This is a genomic window from Microvirga lotononidis (assembly GCF_034627025.1).
In the GTDB taxonomy this organism is placed as follows: Bacteria; Pseudomonadota; Alphaproteobacteria; order Rhizobiales; family Beijerinckiaceae; genus Microvirga; species Microvirga lotononidis.
In genome coordinates, this window is sequence record NZ_CP141048.1 from 4,862,561 (window position 1) to 4,886,366 (window position 23,806).

Annotated in this window: 23 protein-coding genes and 1 tRNA gene; 13 read left to right on the plus strand and 11 right to left on the minus strand. The window is 63.0% G+C overall.

Features of this window, described 5'->3' with window-relative positions; genetic code table 11:
- Positions 1-2 precede the first annotated feature (2 nt).
- Positions 3-407, plus strand: coding sequence for a DUF2147 domain-containing protein (locus U0023_RS22890; RefSeq protein ID WP_009764526.1), 405 nt, complete (start codon positions 3-5; stop codon positions 405-407).
- A 167-nt stretch (positions 408-574) separates the two neighbouring features.
- Here the strand turns inward: U0023_RS22890 and U0023_RS22895 are convergent, their stop codons facing one another.
- Positions 575-1,282, minus strand: coding sequence for a glutathione S-transferase N-terminal domain-containing protein (locus U0023_RS22895; protein WP_009764525.1), 708 nt, complete (start codon positions 1,280-1,282; stop codon positions 575-577).
- Positions 1,283-1,462: 180 nt separating this feature from the next.
- Between U0023_RS22895 and U0023_RS22900 the strand changes: the two genes are divergently transcribed.
- Positions 1,463-1,717: a hypothetical protein gene (locus tag U0023_RS22900; RefSeq protein WP_009764524.1), complete on the plus strand. Its 255-nt coding sequence runs from the start codon at positions 1,463-1,465 to the stop codon at positions 1,715-1,717.
- Positions 1,718-1,800: 83 nt separating this feature from the next.
- Here the strand turns inward: U0023_RS22900 and U0023_RS22905 are convergent, their stop codons facing one another.
- From U0023_RS22905 to U0023_RS22920, 4 genes are all read right to left on the minus strand, one after another.
- Complete coding sequence (locus tag U0023_RS22905) at positions 1,801-2,115, minus strand: hypothetical protein (RefSeq protein WP_407667363.1); 315 nt, start codon at positions 2,113-2,115, stop codon at positions 1,801-1,803.
- Complete coding sequence (gatA, locus tag U0023_RS22910) at positions 2,106-3,620, minus strand: Asp-tRNA(Asn)/Glu-tRNA(Gln) amidotransferase subunit GatA (RefSeq protein ID WP_040639200.1); 1,515 nt, start codon at positions 3,618-3,620, stop codon at positions 2,106-2,108. Before gatA ends, U0023_RS22905 begins: the two co-directional genes overlap by 10 nt.
- A gap of 121 nt (positions 3,621-3,741) precedes the next feature.
- Positions 3,742-4,029: an Asp-tRNA(Asn)/Glu-tRNA(Gln) amidotransferase subunit GatC gene (gatC, locus tag U0023_RS22915; RefSeq protein WP_009764521.1), complete on the minus strand. Its 288-nt coding sequence runs from the start codon at positions 4,027-4,029 to the stop codon at positions 3,742-3,744.
- Between the two features lie 230 nt (positions 4,030-4,259).
- Positions 4,260-4,961, minus strand: a complete 702-nt coding sequence (locus tag U0023_RS22920; protein WP_009764520.1) for a metal-dependent hydrolase — start codon at positions 4,959-4,961, stop codon at positions 4,260-4,262.
- 131 nt (positions 4,962-5,092) lie between these two features.
- On the opposite strand from U0023_RS22920, the gene U0023_RS22925 reads away from it, so the two are divergent.
- The 6 genes from U0023_RS22925 to U0023_RS22950 all read left to right on the plus strand — a co-directional run bounded on the left by U0023_RS22925 (position 5,093) and on the right by U0023_RS22950 (position 10,460).
- Entirely contained in the window at positions 5,093-6,358 is a 1,266-nt protein-coding gene (locus U0023_RS22925) for an ABC transporter substrate-binding protein (protein ID WP_009764519.1), read from the plus strand.
- Positions 6,355-7,332 (plus strand): carbohydrate ABC transporter permease, encoded by a 978-nt coding sequence (locus U0023_RS22930; RefSeq protein WP_009764518.1) that lies wholly within the window; start codon positions 6,355-6,357, stop codon positions 7,330-7,332. Before U0023_RS22925 ends, U0023_RS22930 begins: the two co-directional genes overlap by 4 nt.
- On the plus strand, positions 7,329-8,153 hold the full coding sequence (locus U0023_RS22935; protein WP_009764517.1) for a carbohydrate ABC transporter permease: 825 nt from the start codon (positions 7,329-7,331) through the stop codon (positions 8,151-8,153). Before U0023_RS22930 ends, U0023_RS22935 begins: the two co-directional genes overlap by 4 nt.
- A gap of 75 nt (positions 8,154-8,228) precedes the next feature.
- Positions 8,229-9,362, plus strand: a complete 1,134-nt coding sequence (locus tag U0023_RS22940) for an ABC transporter ATP-binding protein (protein ID WP_009764516.1) — start codon at positions 8,229-8,231, stop codon at positions 9,360-9,362.
- Between the two features lie 317 nt (positions 9,363-9,679).
- Positions 9,680-10,240 carry a Holliday junction resolvase RuvX gene (gene ruvX, locus U0023_RS22945; RefSeq protein WP_009764515.1) on the plus strand — a complete coding sequence of 187 codons (561 nt, stop codon included), beginning with the start codon at positions 9,680-9,682 and terminating at the stop codon, positions 10,238-10,240.
- A gap of 146 nt (positions 10,241-10,386) precedes the next feature.
- A tRNA-Gln gene (locus U0023_RS22950) sits at positions 10,387-10,460 on the plus strand.
- Positions 10,461-12,635: 2,175 nt separating this feature from the next.
- Here the strand turns inward: U0023_RS22950 and U0023_RS22955 are convergent.
- Positions 12,636-13,484: a lysine/arginine/ornithine ABC transporter substrate-binding protein gene (locus U0023_RS22955; protein ID WP_009764512.1), complete on the minus strand. Its 849-nt coding sequence runs from the start codon at positions 13,482-13,484 to the stop codon at positions 12,636-12,638.
- Positions 13,485-13,759: 275 nt separating this feature from the next.
- A complete protein-coding gene (locus tag U0023_RS22960; protein ID WP_154661163.1) occupies positions 13,760-14,119 on the minus strand; it encodes a hypothetical protein in 360 nt (119 codons plus the stop codon).
- A gap of 133 nt (positions 14,120-14,252) precedes the next feature.
- Here U0023_RS22960 and U0023_RS22965 point away from each other — a divergent pair, with 133 nt between their 5' ends.
- Entirely contained in the window at positions 14,253-14,381 is a 129-nt protein-coding gene (locus tag U0023_RS22965) for a hypothetical protein (protein WP_009764510.1), read from the plus strand.
- 368 nt (positions 14,382-14,749) lie between these two features.
- On the opposite strand, the gene U0023_RS22970 is transcribed toward U0023_RS22965, so the two are convergent.
- Positions 14,750-15,034 carry a hypothetical protein gene (locus tag U0023_RS22970; RefSeq protein WP_009764509.1) on the minus strand — a complete coding sequence of 95 codons (285 nt, stop codon included), beginning with the start codon at positions 15,032-15,034 and terminating at the stop codon, positions 14,750-14,752.
- A gap of 17 nt (positions 15,035-15,051) precedes the next feature.
- On the opposite strand from U0023_RS22970, the gene U0023_RS22975 reads away from it, so the two are divergent.
- The 3 genes from U0023_RS22975 (at position 15,052) to U0023_RS22985 (ending at position 18,616) form a co-directional block, all read left to right on the plus strand.
- Positions 15,052-15,288, plus strand: coding sequence for a hypothetical protein (locus U0023_RS22975; RefSeq protein ID WP_040638781.1), 237 nt, complete (start codon positions 15,052-15,054; stop codon positions 15,286-15,288).
- Between the two features lie 1,018 nt (positions 15,289-16,306).
- Positions 16,307-17,401, plus strand: a complete 1,095-nt coding sequence (locus tag U0023_RS22980) for a replication protein RepA (RefSeq protein ID WP_009764506.1) — start codon at positions 16,307-16,309, stop codon at positions 17,399-17,401.
- Positions 17,402-17,608: 207 nt separating this feature from the next.
- Positions 17,609-18,616, plus strand: coding sequence for a 3'-5' exonuclease (locus U0023_RS22985; protein ID WP_009764505.1), 1,008 nt, complete (start codon positions 17,609-17,611; stop codon positions 18,614-18,616).
- 77 nt (positions 18,617-18,693) lie between these two features.
- Here U0023_RS22985 and U0023_RS22990 read toward each other — a convergent pair whose 3' ends face one another.
- Positions 18,694-19,128, minus strand: coding sequence for a S1 family peptidase (locus tag U0023_RS22990; protein WP_040638780.1), 435 nt, complete (start codon positions 19,126-19,128; stop codon positions 18,694-18,696).
- A gap of 201 nt (positions 19,129-19,329) precedes the next feature.
- Between U0023_RS22990 and U0023_RS22995 the strand changes: the two genes are divergently transcribed.
- Entirely contained in the window at positions 19,330-19,893 is a 564-nt protein-coding gene (locus tag U0023_RS22995) for a L,D-transpeptidase (RefSeq protein ID WP_009764503.1), read from the plus strand.
- Positions 19,894-20,022: 129 nt separating this feature from the next.
- Here the strand turns inward: U0023_RS22995 and U0023_RS23000 are convergent, their stop codons facing one another.
- Entirely contained in the window at positions 20,023-22,692 is a 2,670-nt protein-coding gene (locus tag U0023_RS23000) for a DNA translocase FtsK (RefSeq protein ID WP_009764502.1), read from the minus strand.
- Between the two features lie 225 nt (positions 22,693-22,917).
- Entirely contained in the window at positions 22,918-23,685 is a 768-nt protein-coding gene (locus U0023_RS23005; protein ID WP_009764501.1) for an SDR family NAD(P)-dependent oxidoreductase, read from the minus strand.
- Positions 23,686-23,806: the final 121 nt, after the last annotated feature.

Genomic DNA, 23,806 nt, shown 5'->3' on the forward strand with positions numbered 1-23,806 from the left:
CCATGAGACCAGCGATCCTGGCCGCCTTCGGCCTTGCCCTTCTCTCCGGCCCGGCCCAGGCCCAATCGGCCGATCCGAGCGGGACCTGGCTCACCCAGAGCGGCGATACCCGGGTGAGGATTGCCCGATGCGGGGCCGTCTATTGCGGCACCATCGTGTCCTCGACCTATGAGAAGGATACCAATAACACCGACCCGAAGCTGAGGGACCGCAACATCGTGGGCGTTCGGATGATCTGGGACGCGAAGCCGGAAGGAGACGGCTATAGCGGCCAGCTCTACAACCCGCAGGACGGCAAGACCTATACGGGCAAGCTCAAGGTCATGAGCCCCACAACCCTGCAGCTCTCGGGCTGCGTGCTCGGCGGCCTGATCTGCCGGTCGCAGACCTGGACGAAAGCGAATTGAGGCGGTCCATTGTCATTCCCGGCCGGAGCGCAGCGGAGGAAAGGGAATCCACCCGCACGCTCCGCACCGTGACCCACTTCCCGCACTGCGTGCAACGGGGATGACAGCGGAGCGCTTCACACAAACGAGATGGCCGGCACAGGGCCGGCCATGACGACTGATGGAGCTTACCTGGCCCTCTGGCCGAACAGCACCGCCTGAACCTTCGGGTCCGTCAGGTCCGTTTTCTCCCGGTCTTCCGAACTCACCTTGATGCCGCGCTGGACCGCCGGGCGGGCGAGAACCGTTTCCAGCCAGCGCTTGGCGTGCGGGAAATCGTCGATGTTCTGGCCCTGGCGTTCCCACAGCTTCGCCCAGGGGGCGATGGCCATGTCGGCGATGGAATACTCGCCCGCCACGAATTCCCGGTCGGCGAGACGTTTGTTCAGCACGCCATAGAGACGGTTGGTCTCGTTGGTGTAGCGCTCGATGGCATAGGGCACCTGTTCCGGCGCATAGATGCGGAAATGGTGGGTCTGGCCGAGCATGGGGCCGAAGCCGCCCATCTGCCAGAACAGCCACTGATCGACCTCGACCCGCCCTCGCTCGTCCTGCGGATAGAACTTTCCTGTCTTGCGCCCGAGATATTGCAGGATCGCGCCGGACTCGAAGACTGAGATCGGCTGCCCGTCAGGGCCGTCGTGGTCGACAATGGCGGGCATCTTGTTGTTGGGCGAGATCGCCAGGAACTCCGGCTGGAATTGGTCGCCCTTGCCGATATTGACCGGATGGATCGCGTAAGGCAGCCCGCACTCTTCGAGCATGATGGTGATCTTCCATCCGTTCGGGGTCGGCCAGTAATAAAGATCGATCGGTTGCTGCGCGGAAGCCGCCATGGATTTCCCTCACCTTACGTAACGCACGGTCCGTGCGGGACGTTAAGACATTAGATCGGGATGCGCACCCTCATGCGCAATGAAATTCCGTGGAAAGGCTCGGAGGCTGCTCTTCGGCTCTTGCATGTTCCAATGTTTCATCATGAGATACCTTGTGACGATCTACGTGCCGAGGATCCTATGATGAACCGTTTCGTGAGTTCCGCCCTTGCAGCCGCGCTGGCCCTGTCCATGGCAGGCGCCGCCCAGGCAGCCGCCGAGACGAAGCCGCAAAAGGCGCCGACGGCCGCCCAGCTCGCCGCCCGGGAGCGCATGAGCAAGTGCAGCGCGGAATGGAAGGAAGCCAAGGCCGGCGGCAAGGTCGCCAAGGATGCCAAATGGCCGAAGTTCTGGAGCGAGTGCAACACGCGCCTCAAGGGCGGCACGAAGGCCTGAGACCTATCGGCGGACGTGCCGTCGAATTCACGTCCGCTGCTTCAGGTTGTTGGCCTTGCGCCTCTGTTCGCGCAGGTTCCGGCTCAGCGACGGACGACCCTACGCGCGGCATAGGCGCCGCTGGCCCAGAGCATCGCGGCGACGAAGCGGACCGGGAACAGGGTCAGCCCGTCGGATCGCACCGGGGCGATCCAGGGCAGGCCCAGGCTGCTGATCCCCCAGGAGACGAGGACTGACACGGCCAGGGCGATCATGCCGATGATCAGGACCTTGCCGAACTGGTCGGCCTTCCAGCCGAGCCAAACCGCCAGGACGACCAGCACCGGATCGAAGGCCGCCGGCAGCCAGTCCCAGAGATGGATGACGGGAACGGTGGGATGCACGCCGTTCAAGCCCACCAGGCCTGGGGCAGCTTGATGCGGCCGGCGGAATCCTCGATCACCTGACCGGCCGCGAAGAGTGTCTCCTCGTCGAAGGCGCGGCCGATGAGCTGGAGGCCGAGAGGCAAGCCCTGCGCATCGAGCCCGGCCGGAACGGCGATGCCCGGCAGTCCGGCCATGTTCACCGTCACGGTGAAGATGTCGTTCAGGTACATCTCGACCGGATCGCCCGAGCCCTTCTCGCCGATGCCGAAGGCGGAGGACGGCGTGGCCGGGGTCAGGATGGCGTGGACGCCCTGCGCATAAACCTCCTCGAAGTCGCGCTTGATCAGGGTGCGCAGCTTCTGGGCCCGAACGTAATAGGCATCGTAATAGCCGGCCGACAGCACATAGGTGCCGATCATGATGCGGCGCTTGACCTCGCGGCCGAAACCGGCGGCACGGGTCTTCTCGTAGAGCTCGACGATATCGCGACCGTTCTCGCGCAGGCCGTAGCGCACGCCGTCATAGCGGGCAAGGTTCGAGGACGCCTCGGCCGGGGCCACGATGTAATAGGCCGGCAGGGCAAATTTGGTATGCGGCAGGGAGACCTCGACGATCTCGGCGCCGGCGGCACGCAGCCATTCCGCTCCCTGCTGCCAGAGCGCCTCGATCTCAGGCGACATGCCGTCGATCCGGTATTCCTTCGGGATGCCGATCCTGAGACCCTTCACGCCCCGGGAGACGGCCGCCTCGAAATCCGGCACGGGCAGGTCGACGCAGGTGGTGTCCCGGTCGTCGGGGCCCGCCATGGAGCGCAACAAGATGGCCGTATCGCGTACGGTGCGGGCGATGGGGCCGGCTTGGTCCAGGGACGAGGCGAAGGCGACTGTGCCCCAGCGGGAGACGCGCCCATAGGTCGGCTTGATGCCGACCGTGCCGGTGAAAGCCGCCGGCTGGCGGATCGAGCCGCCCGTATCGGTCGCGGTGGCGCCCAGGCAGAGATGGGCGGCAACCGCTGCCGCCGACCCGCCGGAGGAGCCGCCGGGCACGAGATGCGTGCCCTCGATGGCGCCCGCCGCGCCCGCGCTCACATTCGAGCCCTCGCGCCGCCAGGGCGACACCACCGGCCCGAAGGCGCTGGTCTCGTTGGAGGAGCCCATGGCGAACTCGTCCAGGTTGAGCTTGCCGAGCATCACGGCGCCGTCGTTCCAGAGGTTCCGGGTGACGGTGGATTCGTATGCCGGGTTGAAGTTGCCCAGGATCTTGGACCCTGCGGTCGTGGTCACGCCGTCGGTGCAGAACAGGTCCTTGATGCCGAGCGGAATGCCCTCGAGCGCCCCGCCCTCGCCTTTGGACAGCTTCTCGTCCGAGGCCTTGGCCATGGTGAGCGCCTTCTCGGGCGTCTCGAGCACATAGGCGTTGAGCGCCCTCGCCTTTTCCATGGCGGCAAGATGGGCCTGGGCCAGCTCGGTGGCTGAGAAGGTCTTGGCCTTCAGGCCGTCGCGGGCTTCGGCAATCGTGAGATGGGTCAGTTCGGTCACGGGACTGGATCTCTGGTTCAACGTCATGGCCGGGCTCGTCCAGGCCATCCACGCCTTATTCTGCGGGACATCCCCGGGGCGCATGGCGCTGGCCCGGGGATGGTCGGCAAAGCTTACCGCCTTACTCGACCACTTTGGGCACGAGGAAGAAGTTGTCTTCCGTGGCCGGGGCGTTGCGGACGATTTTGTCCGCGTAGCCGCCATCGGTCACGCCATCCTGGCGCTTCTTCATGACCATGGGGGTCACGGAGGTCATCGGCTCGATTCCCTCCACGTCCACCTCGTTGAGTTGCTCGACGAAGGAGAGAATCGCGTTGAGCTCGCCCTGGAGATGAGGCACCTCCGCATCCGTCACGGCAATGCGCGCCAGATGGGCGATGCGGCGGACCGTTTTCTCATCGACCGACATGAATGGTCTAACCTCTTGGAAATCTGCTTGGCGGCCTATAGCACCCGCCCGCCTCGGGGGGCAACGCTGGATGTGAGGCGGACTGGTCTGACGCCCTCCACGTCATCACCGGCTTTGTGCCGGTGATCCCGATCGGACAAGCGCGGCGTTTCAGAAAATCGAGATGGCCGGGACAGGCCCGGCCATGACGTCGAGGGTGTCATCCCCGCTGATGATGCCGAGGTTTCCCCTTAGACCGTCACGCCCACGGTCTTGTGCGGCACCACGACCTGAACGCCCTTGCCGTCCAGGGCCGCCACGAAGCGGTCGGCGTTGGGGACGAGCGGTGGGAAGGAGGCGTAATGGCACGGGATGGCCGCCTTGGCGCCGCTGAAATACCGCTCGACGGACAGGGCCGCGACCTCCGGGCCCATGGTGAAGCGGTCGCCGATGGGAACGATGACCACGTCTGGCTTATGGATCTCGGCGATCAGGGCCATGTCGCCGAAGATGTCCGTATCGCCCATGTGATAGATCGTCGGTTCGCCCGGAGCCTTGACGATGATGCCGTTGGCGTTGCCGAGCGGGAAGTTCACGTCCATCTCCACGAGGCCCGCCGAATGGTCCGCCCGCACCAGGGTGACGGTGAAGCCGTCTTGGTCTGTCGTGCCGCCTGTATTCATGGGATCGAAGTTCTGGACGCCTTGCTTGGCGAGATACATGCAGAGCTCGAAATTGGTCACCACCTTGGCACCCGTCGCCTTGGCGATGTCGGCGGTATCGCCCACGTGGTCGCCGTGGCCGTGGGTGACGAGGATGTGCGAGATCCCCTGGGTGATCTTGCCCTTGTCGCCCTCGAAGGCCGGATTGCCGGTGAAGAACGGATCGATGAGCACGGCCTTGCCGGCGAAATCGAGTCTGAAGGCGGAATGACCGAACCACGTAATTTTCATGGGAATACCCTCGCTTTCGGCAACAGGAGATGGGGCAGCCGCGCCGTTCCGACCACGGCCTAAAGGAACAAATCCGACGGTCCGGCTTTAGAAAGCTAAGCAATAAACATCAAGCCTCCAGGAGGATTGCCATGTCCCGCCTCATCGCCAGCGTCGCTGCAGCCGCCGGGCTGCTTGCGTCCACGAGCGCCTGGGCCGTCGAGATTTCGATCTCGTGCAGCGCGCTCGGCAAGGAATACGAGATCTGCAAGCAGGGCACCGACGCCTGGGCGAAAAAGACCGGCAACACGGTCAAGATCGTCTCGACCCCGAACTCCGCCACGGAGCGGCTCGCGCTCTTCCAGCAGCTTCTCGCGGCCGGAGCCGGGGACATCGACGTATTCCAGATCGACGTGGTCTGGACTGGCACCCTGGGCAACCACCTCCTCGACCTGACCTCCAAGGCCCAAGGCGTGATCGGCGACCATCTTCCGGCGATGGTCGAGACCAGCCGCGTCGAGGGCAAACTGATGGCCGTGCCGTGGTTCGCCGATGCGGGCCTGCTCTACTACCGCAAGGACCTTCTGGACAAGTACAAGCGGCCTGTGCCGCAGACCTGGGCCGACCTCACCGAGACCGCCCGCCTGGTCCAGGAGGGCGAGCGCAAGGAAGGCCGCAACGAGTTCTGGGGCTATACCTGGCAGGGCCGCGCCTATGAGGGCCTGACCACCAACGCGCTCGAATGGATCGCCTCGAACGGCGGCGGCACCATCGTCGACGAGAAGGGCGACGTCACCATCGAGAACCCCAAAGCCGCCGAGGCCCTGAAGACGGCCGCCGGCTGGGTCGGCACGATCACGCCCGAAGGCGTGCTCAACTACACCGAAGAAGAGGCGCGCGGGATCTTCCAGGCCGGCAATGCCGTGTTCATGCGCAACTGGCCCTATGCCTGGGCGCTGGCGCAGGGTGCCGACAGCAGCATCAAAGACAAGGTCGGCATCGCGCCCTTGCCGAAGGGCGGCGCGGACGGCCGCCACGCGGGAACCCTCGGCGGCCAGTTGCTCGCCGTGTCCAAATATTCGAAGAACGCCGATGCCGCGACCGATCTTGTCCTGTACCTGACGAGCGAGGCCGAGCAGAAGCGCCGCGCCGTGGAAGGCGCCTTCAACCCGACCATCGTGTCGCTCTACAGCGACGCGGACATCGCCAGGGCCAATCCTTTCATCGGCGACCTCGTCGACGTGTTCAGCAACGCGGTCGCGCGCCCGGCCACCGTCACGGGCCAGAACTACAACAAGGTCTCGACGGAGTTCTTCAACGCGGTGCATCAGGTTCTCTCGAAGCGCTCCGAGCCTGCTCAGGCGCTCAACCGCCTCGACCGCGACCTTAAGCGGATCAAGCGCAACGGCTGGCAATGATCATGGGCAGCGCCGTCGCCGAGGCAGGCGGCCCCATCGCGCAGCAGGAGCGGAAACGCGGCTCGTCCCTGACGCGGTCACGCGTCAGGGCGGCATGGCTCTTCATCGCGCCGAGCCTGATCGTCGTCGCGCTCATTGCGGGCTGGCCCCTGGCGCGGACGATCTGGTTCAGCTTCACGGATGCCAGCCTGAACGACTTGAGCGACTACAAGTTCATCGGCCTTGAGAACTACCTCGCCAATTACGACGGCGAGTGGTTCGGGATCCTGATCGAGCCCGACTGGTGGCGCTCGGTCTGGAACACCTTGTGGTTCACGCTCGTGTCCGTCTCGCTCGAAACGGTGCTCGGCACCGTCGTGGCGCTGATCCTGAACGCGGCTTTCCCGGGACGCGGCCTCATGCGGGCCGTCATCCTCATCCCCTGGGCGATTCCGACCATTGTATCCGCCAAGATGTGGAGCTGGATGCTGCACGACCAGTTCGGCGTGATCAACGACCTCCTCCTGCGCATCGGCCTGATCGCCGCGCCGATCACATGGACGGCCAATGCCGACACGGCCCTGTGGTCCGCCGTCATGGTAGACGTCTGGAAGCACACGTCGTTCATGGCGCTGCTCATCCTCGCCGCCCTGCAAATGCTGCCGCAAGACATCTATGAGGCCGCAAAAGTGGACGGCGTCTCGCCTGTCCGCGTGTTCTTCCGCGTGACCCTGCCGCTCATCAAGCCGGCGTTGCTGGTCGCGGTGATCTTCCGCTCGCTCGATGCGCTGAGAGTCTTCGATCTCATCTACGTCCTGACGTCGAACTCCAAGGACACGGCTTCCATGTCGGTCTATGCGCGCCAGCAGCTCGTCGACTTCCAGGAAGTGGGTCTCGGCTCCGCCGCATCGACGCTGATCTTCCTCATCATCGCCCTCGTGGTCGTGATCACGCTCGCGGCGGGCCGCGTGCGGCTTGGGGAGGATCCGCGATGAAGCTGCTGGCCCGGACCGGTTTCTGGCTGCTCGTGATCGTCATCGCGTTCTTCGCGCTCTTTCCGTTCTATTACGCGATCATCTCCTCGTTCCGCACGGGCAGCGCCCTGTTCTCCGTGGCCTACCTGCCGGAGAGCTTCGACCCGTCGAACTATGTCGCCGTGTTCGAGCGCCAGCCCTTCGGTCGCAACATCCTGAACTCGGTCATCGTGTCCGGCTCCGTGGTGGTGCTGTCCCTGGGCCTGGGCATCACGGCCGCCTACGCCTTCGGGCGCATCGCCTTCCGAGGCCGCTCGCTGCTGCTCATGACGATCCTTTCCGTCTCCATGTTCCCGCAGGTGGCGGTGCTCGCGGGCATGTTCGAGCTGATCCGCAGCTTCGGCCTCTACAACACCCTGCCCGGCCTGATCCTCGCCAACCTCATGCTGACCCTGCCTTTCACGATCTGGGTGCTCACCACCTTCATGCGCGAGCTGCCGAAGGAGATCGAGGAAGCCGCCTTCGTCGACGGCGCGACGCCGTGGATCGTGGTGCGGCGCGTGTTCCTGCCGCTCATGGCGCCCGCCGCCGTGACCACGGGCCTGCTCGCCTTCATCGTGTCATGGAACGAGTTTCTCTTCGCCCTCACCTTCACCCTCACCAACGAACGGCGCACCGTGCCGCCCGCCATCGCCCTCATGAGCGGCTCGACCGCCTATGAACTGCCCTGGGGCACGATCATGGCCGGATCCGTCATCGTGACGATCCCGATCATCGTCCTGGTGCTCGTGTTCCAACGCAAGATCGTCGCGGGCCTCACGGCGGGCGCGGTGAAGGGTTAAAGCAGCGAACGCAAAAGTGGGAACCGGTTTTGCGTGCAAAGATGCGAGAGAACTTAGTTCAGGGAAGTCTGAGCAATGGCTGATGTGGTCCTCAAGAACGTCCAGAAATCCTTCGGTCGGGTGAAGGTCATCCACGGCGTCGATCTCGACGTCCGCGACGGCGAGTTCGTGGTCTTCGTCGGTCCGTCGGGCTGCGGGAAATCCACCCTGCTGCGCCTCATCGCCGGGCTCGAGGACATCACGGCGGGCGAACTCTTCATCGACGGCGAGCGCGTGAACGACCTCGTGCCGGCCAGACGCGGCATCGCCATGGTGTTCCAGTCCTACGCGCTCTACCCCCATATGAACGTCTACGACAACATGGCCTTCGGCCTGGAGCTGGCGAAGGCCTCGAAGGCTCAGATCGACGCCAAGGTGCGTGAGGCCGCGCGCCTGCTGCAGATCGACACTCTTCTCGACCGCAAGCCCAGGCAGCTCTCCGGCGGCCAGCGCCAGCGCGTCGCCATCGGCCGTGCCATCGTGCGCGATCCGAAGGTGTTCCTCTTCGACGAGCCCCTGTCCAACCTCGATGCCGCCTTGCGCGTGCAGACCCGCATTGAGATCGCCAAGCTCCACAACGACACGCGCGCGACCATGATCTATGTGACGCACGATCAGGTGGAGGCGATGACCCTCGCCGACCGGATCGTGGTGCTCAACGGGGGCAGGATCGAGCAGGTCGGCACGCCGCTCGACCTCTATCATCGCCCGGCCAATCTTTTTGTTGCCGGCTTCATCGGCTCGCCGCAGATGAACTTCATCGAATGCCAGGTCGCGGGCGTCGGTCCGGACGAGGTGCTGGTGAGCCTTCCCAGCGGCGGCACCCTGTCGGTGCCGGTGTCTCCGGCGGCCGTCCAGCCGGGCGAGCGCATCACCCTCGGCGTTAGGCCCGACCATGTGCGGGTCAGCCCTCAGGGCGGGCTTTCGGGACGGGTCGAACTGGTCGAGGAACTGGGCGAGAACCATCTTCTCTATGTCGATGTGGGCCAGGGCCGCCGCCTCACGGTCCGCGAGCCGGGCGACGCACGCCACGGGGCCGGGAGCACCATCGCCCTCGAAATCGACCGCGAATCCTGCCACCTGTTCAAGTCTTCCGGGGAAGCGCTGCCGTCATGCGCCGACAGCCCTAGGCCAGCACCATCCTCGCCGGACCTCACCAGGGTGGCGTGAGCCCCCGCTTTCTGGGCACAACCCCGTCATGGCCGTCCCCGGACTTGATCCGGGACCAGTCCCGGCCATCCCTATAAGGTGAAGCGCTCCGCTGTCATCCCCGGCGTACGCAGTACGGGAAGGGGATCCATGGCGTTGCGGCTGATCGTGGATTCCCTTCCCCTCCGCTGCGCTTCGGCCGGGAATGACACTGACGGCGCCTCTCCTCATCGTCATCACCAGCCCAAGGCCGGTGATGACGATCACACTCCCGTCTCGACGCCGGCCCGGTTCCCCTATACTGGCTGGTACAGGCAGGGACGACGAGGAGACCGCCCATGATCTCACGCGACGACGAACTGGTCGCCTTCATCGACGGCCTGCAGCCCCGTGCCCGCCTCATGGGCCTCGATCTCGGCACCAAGACCATCGGCCTCGCGCTGTCGGACGTAGAGCGGCGCATCGCGACCCCGCTGGAGACCATCAAGCGGGTGAAGTTCACCCCCGATGTGGGGCGCATCAAGGACCTCGTCGCCCGCTACGAGGTCGGCGGCCTCGTCTTCGGCCTGCCGCTCAACATGGACGGCACGGAAGGCCCCCGCTCCCAGGCGACCCGCGCCTTCGTGCGCAACATGAAGCCCCTCCTGCCGCTGCCGGTCCTGTTCTGGGACGAGCGCATGTCCACCATGGTGGTGACCCGCACGCTCCTCGACGCGGACGCCTCCCGCGCCAAGCGGGCCGACGCCGTCGACAAGATGGCCGCCGCCTACATCCTCCAGGGCGCCCTCGACCGCTACGAGCGCATCGCGGCCGATGCGGAGGACGCAGCCGACGAAGCCGCCCTCCGGTCCGGCCTCGACCTGGACAACCCGCCGGAAGGCGGATCGCTCGACGACTAGCCCGAGACCCGCCTAAGCCCGAATTCAAGGCTTGACGCGCCCTCAAAAGCCCCCTATCTCACCGCCAACCGCGACGCCGGTTTCGAATCCCCGCCTCCGATGCTGAGACAAAGCCTCAGGCAAGGCCAAGGGTTCGATGGCTTCGGTGGGGGATAGTTTAATGGTAGAACAGCGGACTCTGACTCCGTTAGTCTTGGTTCGAATCCAGGTCCCCCAGCCACTTCCAATCATTGAGAGATTCTGATTGGAACCGCCCCTTCGGCCAGGGCATTTTACGGCCGTTTACACCTTTCGCATTGAAACATCCCAAGCCACCGTGGCCGGCGATGCGCGCAGGATCGCTGGTTCGATCCCTCCTTCTTCTCTTTCGGAGGCTGATAAAGGGCGAGCCAAAAGGAAATAGGCCCCAAAGCCCCGCTGATCTCTATTCGCTCATCCAAAGCCGAGCTTCATCGACGCTGCCGGGGTGAAGCAGGCTCTTTCGCTCAGGTATAGATTAGTACCTGTCCCGCCGCGTAGCCCACATGCCAACCAAGACTCCTACAGGCACACCTAAGCCCCAGAAGAGATACAGGCCGATCAAGAATACCGAACCCACTTCATCCCACGGGAGGAGAATGTCTCGGCCGGAGCGAAATCGTTCACCGGGAGCATAGATGGCTCCGAAGAGCAATGCCCGGCCAACCTGCATCGAGGCGAGGATACAAGGCAGGAGTGTCACGCCAAGAATGGCATATCCTCCGACACCCCAGTGATCGGGCTTGGGACAGGGCTTATTCGCAGCCATTCTGCAGCAACTCCATACGCCAAGAGCTCAGGATACCTGTCTCTGGTCGTAAAGAAGCGCCCTCCCTCGCGAACCGATTGTTTATCCTGCCGGTCGATAGAGCCTCATCTATGACTGATTCCCGCGACACCACTGCCATCTCCGAGATCACAGGTGAGCCCATAAGTGGGAGACAGGACGGACGGTCACACCCTCTACCTCTTTAGGGCGTATCGCCCGTGGTCTCGCATTGCCCTTAGATTTCGGAAAGCGCGTCTGAGACATCACCGGAGCTGCGCCATACCTGAGGGGCAGCAATGGTCTATGGCCACAGCGAGACGGACGTGAGGCTGGATGAGAAACGACAGGAAGTGAATGCCCGTCTTGCGCGCGAGACGAGGATCGGCTGGCCTACTCTGACGATCGTTGCCGTACTCATCGTCTTTGGCGCGACGATCGCTCTCTATTTGGCCTTGGGAGCCTGTAGCGGCCGGTATTAGCAGGCTGAAAGGCACCGGCCGGAGCCTCTTTAACACGTCATCAGGCGCGACCGCCGCGCTCATCGGAGCCAGCGAGGATGTCAGATGATCGACCGCGCTCTTCTCAAACGACCTCCCCACACCAGCGGCGTCAGGTAGCTCGCCGGCGAACCCGTGCACGAGCAAATGGCATCGCTATCGGCCGGCATCGCCCCGATTTCCCGTGTTGCCTTGGTCTCCTCGATTGCCCGAGCCTTGCGACAGCGGCCGGCACTCGCCGTTGACCCGCTGTTCTCCCACCATGCAGGGTCTGTCACGAGGGCCGGGTTCCGCCGAGGCTGGCCCGAGGCCGATCATCAGACTTCCGGCGATTGCGGATCCATACATCCAGTTCATTTGAACTCTCCTCTCCTTCGAGCGTCGGACGCTCCAGAGGCCGCAAGGTTTCCCTGGAGATCGACACATCTTTGCGACTGACGTTGCCGAGCAGGATCCTCAAGACCAGAAGGACGAGAACCGGAGACCAGCGCCTGGGGCTTGATCGGGATCCGAGACCTACAAGCGGCGGCGAAGATCATCGCGACGATGCGGCCGCTGCAGCGGCCAGAGAGGCCAAGAAGACATAAACGCAGCAAAATGGGCCGAGCTTAGTTCTTCAAACAGTTCTCGGCTCTTTAACGGTGATTTGCCTCTGCGGTGCCGCGACTCCGTTCCCTTGAGCAGATCTCAGGTAAGAGAATTGCAAATCCTCAGCCCTGGATCGGGCAATATCTCATAATGAGGCAAGTTTTTCCTAGAATTGTAACCTATCCGACAGACAGATGAGCGTGATCTCCATATCAAGATCTGACGGACCATTGGCCCCTACGGTCCGGAACTCAGAGCGCTTCCTTGAGAAAGGTAAAGCGCTCTTCTTTTGTGAGCACCGGGCGAACCATCGGGCCGCGCATCATTGTTACCACAGCCCGTCATGGGCTTCTGCTCTGGCGCTATTGGCCTCCCGCAGGATGTCCAAGGAATCGCTGACCCAGGCGGGTTGATTACGTCACATGGTGAAGCCAGGACAGAAGCGCGTGGCTGCGGCACCGCTCGGGAGAGACCAATGCCGCTCTTGCCAGCGAGAAGGCCCTGAGCTCTCCCTGAAGGCCCGCTAGCCCTGCGGCGTGACGTCGACCTTGAACCACTTCATCGACAGGGTCTTGGCAGTGCCATCCTGAATGGCCGAGTGAATGGCTTCGTTGAACTTGGCCTTCAGTTCGGCGTCATCTTTACGCAAGCCAATGCCGATGCCTCCGCCGAGCACGCCGCCCGTCAAGGAGGGACCGACAAGCGCATAGCCGGTTTTGAAGTCAGGCTTCTCGAGCGTCCCCATGATCTGCGTCGCGCCCGCGAAGACGGCGTCCAGGCGGCCAGACGCGAGGTCGAGATCGTGCTGCTCGACCGTCTTATACTCGCGAATGTCCACGCTATCCTTCAGGTACTTGTCGGCGAAGGCGGACTGGATGGTCGAGACCTGCACGCCGAGAGTCTTGCCTTTCAGCAATGGCTTGATCGCGTCGATCGCCTTCTCCGCCTCCGCGGGCTGGCTGGAGAGATTGTAGGATTGCCCCGTGCCCGGCATCTTGGCGAGGGGCGAGCCGGTCGCCACGAGGAAACCGTTCGGGGAGTCGGCGTAGCGGTCGCTGAAATCGATGGCTTTCCGTCGCTCATCGGTGATGGTCATGGCATCCATGATGGCATCGAACTTCCTCGCATTCAGAGCCGGGATCATGCCATCCCAATCCTGGGCGACGATCTCGCATTTGACCTTCATCCGGGCGCAGAGGTCGTTGGCGAGGTCGATCTCGAAGCCCTCGAGCTTGCCGCCCGCGCCCGTGAAGTTCCACGGCGCATAGGCCCCTTCCACCGCGATCTTCACCGTTCGATCCTGAGCCATCGCAGGGCCGGCGGCAATCATTCCGGAAAAGAGGGCAGCACTGAGCAGTTTCGCGAATGTCATCTGAGTCTTCCTGGGGCGAAGATTGAACGTACAGTCAAAGTCGCCCGGGCCATCGAACGAGAGCCGGAACGCTGGAGCATCGGACGTAAAATCGAACTCACGTCCGATGCTCCAACTTTCTGATTTGAAGCATCTTTCCACGCAAAACCGGTTCCCACTTTTGCGTTCGGTGCTTTAGACCATCGAACCCGAAAGAGGAACGTCTTCCGGAGCCGATGGCCATCGTCGCGAATGCATGGATCCGTGCGGGTCTCGCGTCCCGCACGATGCGCTCGTCACTGATGATTGGCGTCTTTCCTTTTGGCGCCAGACCGTCCAGTGATCTTACGGCTGTCTCTGCCGCTCTTCTCGCCCGACGAGCCGCCGAGGGCGCCCGTCAGGACATCTCCTGCGGCCCCGATGGCAGCCGCGGCGACCTCAAGCGGAGCAGCAACGATCTCGGCACCCAGGCTTCCGGCAGCCGATACGGCTCTTCGGCCTTCCTGCGTTGCGCCTGCCTGCTGTGACGGCCCTTCCGCACGGGGTGTCTCCAGCACCGTCGCAATCGCCCTGAGCGCCTCTGCCATCACGGCGCGAGCCTGTGGAGAGGTGAGCGTCGTCTCGAGCGAAGAGAGCCATGCCATCGGGTTCAGCATGCCACCTTGCGAGCGGGCCGTCGCTCTGGCCGGCGCCGTAGATCGCGACCTCGCAGCACCAGAGGTCGAACGGGGCTTCCTCTGGGCTCCGGCAGAGGATTGGGATTTCGTGGAAAGGGCTTGAGACTTGGACATGGACCGTGAGTGGGCCATCGCCTTGGGTTGTGCACGCTTGGAAGCGCCGGTCTTCTTTGCGGACGCTGATCGGGAGGCGGACTTTGACGCCGATTTCGCCGGCGACTTCCGGCTCCTGCTGGGTTGAGACGATCCGCCCTTCTTGTTCGTAGCCATGGTCGTTCCTTCATCTGCTGGGTCGTCACCCGACCGAAACGAGGAGAAATTGTCCCCAATCATGACAATGTCAGCATGCCCGTTCGGTTCGGTCGGCCTGTCCGACAGATGCAGGTTTATGATCACTCTGGCGGATCGCACGGAGCACGGTCAGGAGCCTGGAGCAGCCTGCGCATGGTCCAGGTGGCTCGAAATCAGGACCTCGGGTCGAAGCCGAACTCCCGACGGAGGCCATGGCGGGGTCCGTCTGGCAGTTCCTTTACAGGAGAATGGCAGGGCAGAAGGACGATACCGCCTCCGCCCCTCCTGTTCGACCGGACGCCACGAGGATCGGAGCCGTCATGGGGAGGCGGGGTCCGCTTTGCCGGTCGGTCGGGAAGCCTGTTTCAACTGGGCACGGATCATATCGAGCAATTTCTCCTCGGACATGGTCCGCTCCCAATCGCCGGGCAGTTCGACGCGCACCGATTGCGCGCTGCCCGAAGGCGTGCAAACCACCTGGTAGATGTCAGCCGTTCCATCGACCCGAGCCGCCTCGGTCTTCTCGGCATCGGTACCCAGGCCTGAGAAGGCCTGAATACAGGTCCATGTGATGCCGTCCGGGTCCGTGACTTCGCGAGGCATGGGGCTGATCGCTCCTGGTGACCGTTGCGTTCGACAACGGCAAACCGCAGCCACCGTTCCGCTCAGGCCTCACGCCTGCGCTCGCGCTCGACACGCCGCAGCGCGAGCAGCAGGTCGATCTGCTCATCTGGGATCGGCTGCCCCTCGATCTCCGCGAAGACGGCTTGGAGGTGCGCCCCGATCTGCTCCCATGCATCCGAGCCAAGCCGCGGGCGCGGCTCCTGTTGATCCAGATTTCCCTCGATACTCATTGAGCTCCCTATCGTTACTCCGCCCCAGACATTCGGCCGTGAACCGGTCTTATGGTTCAGGGATGATCTGCAACCATGGTTAACGGATTGCAAACATCCGTACTGGAACCGCCGAAGAGATCCGGATTCGCCACTCGCCTCTCGCGGGGTTGCGCATTCATGAGTGAGCACCGGGATCGAAAGGCGGCTCGATTCCTGGCCAGGATGGGATGTGTCCCTCGGCTGAAACTTCGGTGACGCAGGCGGACACCGTCGCTTCCGAGATAGCCGGCGCTTCAGGGATCTACGAAGAGTTCGATTCGCCTCTTCATGCCGACGAGTCATGTCCTCGTTGCCCGTGGACGGCCCAACGTCGATCGAAAGCGGAAAATCTCCTTCAAAAATTCAAGTCCATCAGTCCCATAAGTAAGTATTTGAATCGATTCAGATTCAGGAAGAATATGAGTCGGGTATATGCAGGGAGGAAAAACCCTTGCACTTCCAAAGCTTAGCTTGGTTCGCCGCATAGAGGTCTGCGTGCACGCGTATCGAATTCTGCGTAGCCGTGCATTCGATTCAGCGCGTTGAAAACGGCCTCCTGCATAGGAATCTGCGTAGGCACGTATCCGATTCAGCGGGGCGACCGAGCTAGATCCCTCTAAAACCACACGAAATTCCAAGGAAGTCCGCATTGGACTCTGCGATGGTTCAGAAGTCCTCGTTCCAAAGCGGCCCGAAACACGGCTGCTCTGACGTCCGGATCGACGCGTATTGAACTCTGCGCGCCTTTGATCGAGAGGGTGGGATCGTTTCGATTGCATCCAGCGGGCTGAGCGTATTGAACTCTGCGTGTCGTCGCTTCGGCTGCTCCTAGGCGAGCAAGCGAGACGACACATCGGCCCCTGGAAAGCCCCCGCTTGCACGCCGCCTGTTCCCGCACGACGAAAGCTCTGGATAACTCCTGGTCGGACGGGACCCTTCGCCGGTTTCGACGCGTTGCGAGTCCGCGAGCCACCTCCATGCCCATCGAGTAAGAGGCAGTATGAGCGCTGACGAACATCTTGCCATGATCCATGATGCCGATCTTCTGTCAGAGGTCGAGCGGGCGCGTGGCCACTTCATGTTCAAGACCATCGTCGAACATATCGCCCACAAACAGGAACAACGCGACGCGCAACAGGCAAAGCAATCGGCGGCCGAGGCCCGGCGGGCCGCGATGAGCCGCGACCAGAGACGGCGCGACGCCGTGCGCGAAGTGATCGAAACAACGCCGAGCACCCCTGAGAATATCCAGCACATCCACAGCGTTCTGGCATTATGCGGTCTCCCCTATCGCGAGCCCAAGGGCGAGCGCGAGTTCTTCCGCGAGTATGGCCGGAACACGCTCAGCATCATGGCCGGGCGCTTGAAGAATCCGAAGACCGGACAGATGGAGGTTCAGGGGTTACCCTATGGCCCGAAGGCTCGTCTGGTCCTGCTGCACCTCTGTACGGAAGCGGTCCGTCAGCGCAGCGCCCGCATCGAGGTCGCCGACAGTCTCTCCGGTTTTATCAAGCAGATGGGTTTCCCGGTGACGGGAGGCGAGCGCGGAACCCTGAGGCAATTCAAGGAGCAACTGAACCGGCTTGCAGCCTGTACGATGCAGATCGGCCTCTGGGATGGAGCCTCGCGATCGAGCACGCTGAACGTTCCGCCGTTCCGGCAGCTTGATATCTGGTTGACCGGCAACTCCGATCAGGGCCTGCTCTGGTCGAACACCGTTCAGTTCCACGCGGACTTCTACGACAACCTCATTCAGCATGCGTTGCCGGTGGACATTCGGGCGGCGCGCGCCTTCTCAGGCTCGGCACGAAAGCTCGATATGCTGTTCTGGCTCGGATACCGATTGCGTACGGTGCACCGGCCGCTGAAGCTGACCTGGGACAATCTTCACCAGCAATTCGGTTCAGACAACGCGAGCATCAGGAGCTTCAAGCAAGCCTTCAAGGGCGACCTGGCACACATCAAGGAGGTTTTTCCGCGATTGCGTGTCTCACTCGACGACGCCGGCATGCTCCTGCTTCCCACGGATCCCGGCGAGCTTCTCGTCCAGCCCAAACGTCCGAAAGTGGAAAAGCTTTCCGCATCAGCAGCTTAGCATCGCAGACTTGGATTCGCGACCGCCAGTCTGCTCTCGGGGGCCAGTCGAATTTTCGGAGGTCGGGTTCCGATGGGGTTAAGGATGTCGGGCTGAAGGCGAAGCCGGCACTTTCACTCCGCTCATTAACCCGACGGCGACAGGTTCTGCACCATTGTGTGCAGCTTCAGCCAAAACTACCGTCGACCGCCACAGGAGTAGCGCCAAATGCAGGGACAGGCCGATCTGTTTCTCGGAGTGGTCGAGACTGCCCCGCCCGTCCGAAAGTCCGCCGCCCCTCGCATCCCGGTCCGGCAGCAGGGACAGAAGCGGCCCTTCCGCCTGAATCCTGCCGATTTCGAGCCCGCAGTCGATGCTTTGGAAGCAAGTGGGCAGTACCGCGTTCTGCGCCGCCTCCAGCCTCGTCCCATAGTCGCAGCGCGAGTCGCTGTCCCTGGCGAAAGGATCGCCGTCATCGTCGACACCGAGACGACAGGGCTGGATCACACGCGGGATGAAGTCATCGAGATCGGCATGGTGGCATTCTCCTACCACGAGGACGGTCGGATCGGCGATGTTGTCGGGACCTACAACGCCTTGCGGGAGCCGACCATGCCGATCACCCCTGAAATCACGCGTCTGACCGGGATCACGTCCGAGATGGTGAAAGGGCATGCGATCGACCTGGATGCCGTCGAAGCGTTCATCCAGCCCGCTCACCTGGTTATCGCGCACAATGCCCGCTTCGACAGGCCCTTCTGTGAGCGCTTGGCTGACAGCTTTTCGCTGAAGGCCTGGGCCTGCTCCCATGCGGAGGTGTCTTGGTCGGATTTTGGCTTCGAAGGCTCGAAGCTCGGCTACCTGCTGTCTCAGTGCGGGTGGTTCCATCAGGGTCATCGTGCGGTCGAGGACTGCTATGCCCTTCTGGAAGTTCTGGCGTCTCCGCTTCGTGGCGATGCACATTGTGCGATGTCCCATCTGCTGGCTTCGGCCCGGAAGGCCTTGCTGCGGATCTGGGCGGAAGGCGCCCCCTTCGACATGAAGGATGCCCTCAAGAAGCGGGGCTACCGATGGAACGACGGCACGAACGGCCGCCCGAAATCCTGGTTCATCGAGATCGACGAGGATGCCTACGGGGCGGAAATGAAGTTCCTGCGGCAGGAGATTTACCGCAGGGACGTAGAGCCTTTCACGCAACGCATCACGGCCTTCGAGCGCTTCCGCCCCGTCCCCTAACTCCGCGTGGCGCCCGTTTCCCTTCGAAGCATGGCGCTGGACCTCGACGGCGTCTATGAGAAGGCCCTAGGATCCTCTTACTCGCACCGGACGAATGCACTCAGATGATTGGCGACGTCGGCGAGATCGGGCGGCGAGAGGCACGTGGAACTCGAAGTCGTCTGGAACTCGACCCAGGCGCTCTCCAGGAAGGTTGCAAGCACTCCTGCCTTGATCGCAAAGTTCACGTTCTGCGGCAGGTCTCCGATGGCGACGACCGTCTTGAGCGCGTTGAGCTTCGACGTCACCACGCCGACGAAGTTGCCGTTCTCGTCCAAAAGCGGTCCGCCGCTGTTGCCGGGCTGGACCGGCGTCGAGATCTGAAGGAAGCGCGTGTCGTCCCCAATCCCCGCAAGCGCCGTCACGTTTCCGAGGGTGAAGTTGCCGGAACTCGCCAGAACGCTGGTGAGAGGAAATCCGAAGGCCGCGACGCCCTCGCCCAGATGGACGCCGGCAACCGGAACAAGACGCATTGTACCCCCCATATCCGCCACTCAGCCGAGCTGCCGTCGACCTGTCAATTCACAACAGCGACGGAGGTGTTTTCTCGCCGTCCCTCCCCGGCCTGTTAAAGGTCAACAAAAGGTGCAGGATCGGGAACCTTAGCCGTTTGCAGCCGTCATCTTAGGGACGGCTTTCCTATAGCGCGCGATCAAACGAGGGAGATGGCCCGTATGAGAGAATGGATCACGTCCCTGTGCCTCCTCGTCGGAACGATCAGCGCCGCTGCGAGCGCGGAAGTCTCCGTTTCCGTGAACAAGACGACCCAGCGCATGACCGTGTCGGTCGACGGCGTCGAACGCTATTCCTGGCCCGTCTCGACGGGTACGACCGACTATTCCACTCCCACAGGCGCTTTCACGCCCTCGCGTCTGGCGCGAGAGCATTACTCCCGGGAATGGGACGACGCGCCCATGCCGCATTCGATCTTTTTCACGGATGCCGGCCACGCCATTCATGGCAGCCGCGCCACGGGCCTGCTGGGCTCCCCGGCGTCTCACGGCTGTGTCCGGCTGTCGCCGGTCAACGCCCGCATTCTGTTCGACCTCGTTCAGACGGAAGGACCTGCCAACACGCGAATTGAGATCACGGGCTTCGATCCCATCGGAACAGCCGTTCAGGGCGGGAATGGGACACCGCTCGTCTATAGCCGCCTGACCAGCTTCGACCCTCTCAGGGATGGGATCATGGCGGGCGGCCCGCCGGCACGCCGGACGGACGTTCGAAAGCAACCATAGAGAATGAGAGGCTTGGAAACCTGTCAACGACAGGTTTCCTTGAAACGCTCTTCTCCTCGTCGTTCGCAGCTACCGGCGCGTGCCTTCGAAACATCCGTGCGAGCGTAATAAGAACAAGGTGCACTTTCCTTAGTCCTCGAACTCCCCACGCAGGATCTCCCGCTTGCCGGCATGGTTGGCCGGGCCCACGATCCCTTCCTTCTCCATCCGTTCCATGATGGAAGCGGCTCGGTTGTAGCCGATCTGCAACCGGCGCTGGATGTAGGATGTCGACGCCTTTCTGTGCCGGAGGACGATGCCGACCGCCTGCTCGTAGGCATCCCCCGATGCGAAACCGGCATCGTCATCGTCCACGGGCAACTCCGGAACCTCCAGTTCCTCAGGTGCCTCGTCATCGGCCGTGACGGCATCGAGATAGACGGGCTCACCCTGGCCCTTGAGGTGCGTGACGACTTTCTCGACTTCGATATCCGAGCAGAACGGCCCGTGCACGCGGGTGATCCGCCCGCCGCCGGCCATGTACAGCATGTCGCCCTGGCCCAAGAGCTGCTCGGCGCCCATCTCGCCCAGGATCGTGCGGCTGTCGATCTTCGAGGTCACCTGGAACGAGATCCGGGTCGGGAAGTTCGCCTTGATCGTGCCGGTGATCACGTCCACGGACGGGCGCTGGGTGGCCAGGATCACGTGGATGCCGGCGGCGCGCGCCATCTGGGCCAGGCGCTGGATCGCGCCCTCGATCTCCTTGCCCGCCACCATCATCAGGTCGGCCATCTCGTCGACGATCACCACGATGTAGGGCATCGGCGTCAGGTCAATCGTGACCTCTTCGTAGACAGCCTTTCCCGTTTCCTTATCAAAGCCTGTCTCGATGGTCCGGGTAATCACCTCGCCCCTGGCCTTGGCCTCGACCACGCGGGCGTTGAAGCCGTCGATGTTGCGCACGCCGAGCTTCGACATCTTGCGGTAGCGGTCCTCCATCTCGCGCACCGCCCAGCGCAACGCGATGATCGCCTTCTTCGGGTCGGTGACCACCGGGGTGAGCAGATGGGGAATGCCGTCATAGACGGACAGTTCGAGCATCTTCGGGTCGACCATGATCAGGCGGCACTGCTCCGGTGTGAAGCGGTAAAGTAGGGACAGGATCATGGTGTTGATCGCCACCGACTTGCCCGAGCCGGTGGTGCCGGCCACCAGCAGGTGCGGCATGCGGGCGAGGTCGGCGATCACCGGCTCGCCGCCGATGGTCTTGCCCAGGCAGATCGGAAGCTTCTGAACCGATCCCTGGAAATCTGCCGCTTCCAGCATCTCCCGGAGGTAGACCGTCTCCCGGGTCGCGTTCGGAAGTTCGATACCGATGGCATTTCGCCCGGGGATGACCGCGACGCGCGCCGAGACGGCGCTCATGGAACGGGCGATATCCTCCGAGAGCGCGATGACCCGCGAGGACTTAACCCCTGGCGCAGGCTCAAGCTCGTACAACGTGACCACGGGCCCGGGATGAACGTGGATGACCTCGCCTTTCACCCCGAAGTCACGGATGACCTTTTCCACCCGGCCGGCCCGCTCCTCGAGGATATCCTCGGTGAGAACCTCACCCTCACGCTGCGGCGGCGGCGCGAGCAATTCGATGGACGGAAGCTCATAGCCGACGCTCTTTCTCCGTTCCTGAACCGTCCGCTCGGCCAGCGGGAACTCGATCACCTTCGCTACCGGGCCCGACATCTCCGATGGGACGTCCTCCATCATCACGCCGACGACCGGCTCAGTGGGGTCTTCCTGGCACTCTGCGGCAACAGGCGGCTCGCTCGCCGTTTCGGCAGGTGCGAATTCGTCGCCGAACAGGGCCAAGTACCCCAGATCGACCCCATCGGCCGCATCGTGCGTAACTGTGCTTCCTGCGCCGGACGCAGCAACGTCCGGCGCAGGAAGCTCTTCCGGTTCCAATGGCGGAAGACCGCTCCCCTCAGGCGCGGCAGGCCACTCGAACTCGTTCGTGTCGTACACGTCCTCGGCAAGCGCTCCCGCGTCGAAACTCCCGGTTTCCGCCGGATCGTCATGGATCAGGAATGATCCAGGTGCGACGGCCACCTGATAAAGGCTCGACTGGAAAGCGAAACCTGAGAAGACCGCAGGCATGAGGGAGACCGGAACGGGCAGGAGCAGTTCGGCGGAATCGGACGGCTCTGTCTCAACGATCAATTGTTCAGTGCTCTCTTCGGCGCCCGCTTCGATGACCGTCTCCTGGCCAACGGTCGCGTTTAAGTCCTCCAGGACAGGATCCTCGTCCTCGACCAGCGCAATATCGTCCACGACGGGGAAGTGGGAGAAATGACTCGCCTCGTCTTCCGGCTGTTCGTTTGCAGGCACGATTTCCACAGGTCGGGGATCGAGCTTCACCTCGAAAACATGGGCGTCGGTCGACCTCGCCTCTATGGCGGCGCGAAGCCGCTCGATGCGGCTATGGATCGTATCCTGGGCCGCCTGGTCCTCTTCACGCGCCGCACGGGCAACCTCAATTCCCGCATCGGCAATCAGGTTGACAACGTTCGTCTCGATCTGCTTCTTGATGAAGCGGTCAGGTGTGCGCGTTGCCCTCACGTCCTTGGACAGCTCAAAGGCCGGCCACCACCCGGGCTGGGCCTCTCCAACCGACGACCACGGCGCCTGCCAGGCGAACTGAATGCTGGCCTCGACCTGTGTGCCCTCCGTCCTTGCAACCTCCGAGGCCGCTGCCGAATCCCGACCGTCATGCTGAATCGCGCTCGGAAGAAAATCATTAGGCTTGAATGAGTTACGCATGAGTGCTTGCAAATCCATTGAGGCAAAAGCAGGGGAGCTGCTGCCATCCGGGACTGTCGCTCATGGGGGTAAAGAGAGAGTTATTGGATGGAATGATGCCTGGGATGTCCCTGCCGATGATGGGCAGCCCAAGGATGGATGCCGGGCTCACCATCGAGGCGGCATGGTGGGGCTGCATCACAAGGTCGAGGGTGCATCGGTTCCAGCACCTTGCGTCAGCCTCCTTCAGAACAGCGATACGCCGGTCAGATCGGCGAGTTTGGCCATGAGCTCGTCCTGGAACGCAGGGTCGGTCGCTTGTGCGGCTGGCGGCTGCCGCTTGTGGTGATGCCAATAGCCACCGCTGACGATGGCCGCAGGGTCATCGCTCGTGGCGAGCCAGGTCTGGGTGCGGTGCCCCTCCTCGAGATCGTCCGGAGCGCCGGGACCGCCCATGCGGGTCGGCACCCAGCCCGGATCGACCGCATGGCTCAGGACGTCCGGCCAATGGCGCGCGGCGGCAAGAGCCAGTGTCGCGACGTAGAGCTTGCTTTCCGAGTAGGCGCGCGTTGTATCCCAGCGTCGCTCGGTCCAATCGATGTCATGCAACGGTCCGGTGCCGCCGCTATGCATGCTGCTGCTCAAATAGATCAAACGGCGGGGGCGTTCGATCAAGGCCGTCAGCATGTACGGCGCGAGCGTGTTGACGGCCAGAATGCTTGCGTGCCCTTCAGGGGTCGGTGACCGGCTCGGCACAGTGTAGATGCCGGCATTGTGGATGACCGCATCCATCCGGCCAATGGCATTGACCTGGTCCGCGATCGCACGGGTCTCGACGGCACTCTGGAGGTCGCCGACAACGATACCGGCCGTGCGCGGTGCGAGGTCTGCCAGCGCGGAGGCACGTTGCTGCGAGCGTGCGTGGAGAACGACCCGGTGCCCCTGCTCGATCAGGGCCTGCGCCGCCGCGCGGCCGAGCCCATCCGTGCTGCCGGTGATGAAGATCAAAGCCATGCCAGTCCTCTTGATCCACCAAAGCTCCAGAGCACCGGACGTGGAATCGAACGCGCGTCCGATGCTCTCACTTTGTGGTTCGACGCATCTTTACACGCAAAACCGGTTCCCACTTTTGCGT

What these genes read in the sequence shown, in the direction of transcription:
- U0023_RS22890 (WP_009764526.1), top strand. Translation starts at nt 3, where the DNA reads ATGAGACCAGCGATCCTGGCCGCCTTCGGCCTTGCCCTTCTCTCCGGC.
- U0023_RS22895 (WP_009764525.1), bottom strand. Translation starts at nt 1,282, where the DNA reads ATGGCGGCTTCCGCGCAGCAACCGATCGATCTTTATTACTGGCCGACC.
- U0023_RS22900 (WP_009764524.1), top strand. Translation starts at nt 1,463, where the DNA reads ATGATGAACCGTTTCGTGAGTTCCGCCCTTGCAGCCGCGCTGGCCCTG.
- gatC (WP_009764521.1), bottom strand. Translation starts at nt 4,029, where the DNA reads ATGTCGGTCGATGAGAAAACGGTCCGCCGCATCGCCCATCTGGCGCGC.
- U0023_RS22920 (WP_009764520.1), bottom strand. Translation starts at nt 4,961, where the DNA reads ATGAAAATTACGTGGTTCGGTCATTCCGCCTTCAGACTCGATTTCGCC.
- U0023_RS22925 (WP_009764519.1), top strand. Translation starts at nt 5,093, where the DNA reads ATGTCCCGCCTCATCGCCAGCGTCGCTGCAGCCGCCGGGCTGCTTGCG.
- U0023_RS22930 (WP_009764518.1), top strand. Translation starts at nt 6,355, where the DNA reads ATGATCATGGGCAGCGCCGTCGCCGAGGCAGGCGGCCCCATCGCGCAG.
- U0023_RS22935 (WP_009764517.1), top strand. Translation starts at nt 7,329, where the DNA reads ATGAAGCTGCTGGCCCGGACCGGTTTCTGGCTGCTCGTGATCGTCATC.
- U0023_RS22940 (WP_009764516.1), top strand. Translation starts at nt 8,229, where the DNA reads ATGGCTGATGTGGTCCTCAAGAACGTCCAGAAATCCTTCGGTCGGGTG.
- ruvX (WP_009764515.1), top strand. Translation starts at nt 9,680, where the DNA reads ATGATCTCACGCGACGACGAACTGGTCGCCTTCATCGACGGCCTGCAG.
- U0023_RS22955 (WP_009764512.1), bottom strand. Translation starts at nt 13,484, where the DNA reads ATGACATTCGCGAAACTGCTCAGTGCTGCCCTCTTTTCCGGAATGATT.
- U0023_RS22960 (WP_154661163.1), bottom strand. Translation starts at nt 14,119, where the DNA reads ATGCTGAACCCGATGGCATGGCTCTCTTCGCTCGAGACGACGCTCACC.
- U0023_RS22965 (WP_009764510.1), top strand. Translation starts at nt 14,253, where the DNA reads ATGGACCGTGAGTGGGCCATCGCCTTGGGTTGTGCACGCTTGGAAGCG.
- U0023_RS22970 (WP_009764509.1), bottom strand. Translation starts at nt 15,034, where the DNA reads ATGCCTCGCGAAGTCACGGACCCGGACGGCATCACATGGACCTGTATT.
- U0023_RS22980 (WP_009764506.1), top strand. Translation starts at nt 16,307, where the DNA reads ATGAGCGCTGACGAACATCTTGCCATGATCCATGATGCCGATCTTCTG.
- U0023_RS22985 (WP_009764505.1), top strand. Translation starts at nt 17,609, where the DNA reads ATGCAGGGACAGGCCGATCTGTTTCTCGGAGTGGTCGAGACTGCCCCG.
- U0023_RS22990 (WP_040638780.1), bottom strand. Translation starts at nt 19,128, where the DNA reads ATGCGTCTTGTTCCGGTTGCCGGCGTCCATCTGGGCGAGGGCGTCGCG.
- U0023_RS22995 (WP_009764503.1), top strand. Translation starts at nt 19,330, where the DNA reads ATGAGAGAATGGATCACGTCCCTGTGCCTCCTCGTCGGAACGATCAGC.
- U0023_RS23000 (WP_009764502.1), bottom strand. Translation starts at nt 22,692, where the DNA reads ATGCGTAACTCATTCAAGCCTAATGATTTTCTTCCGAGCGCGATTCAG.
- U0023_RS23005 (WP_009764501.1), bottom strand. Translation starts at nt 23,685, where the DNA reads ATGGCTTTGATCTTCATCACCGGCAGCACGGATGGGCTCGGCCGCGCG.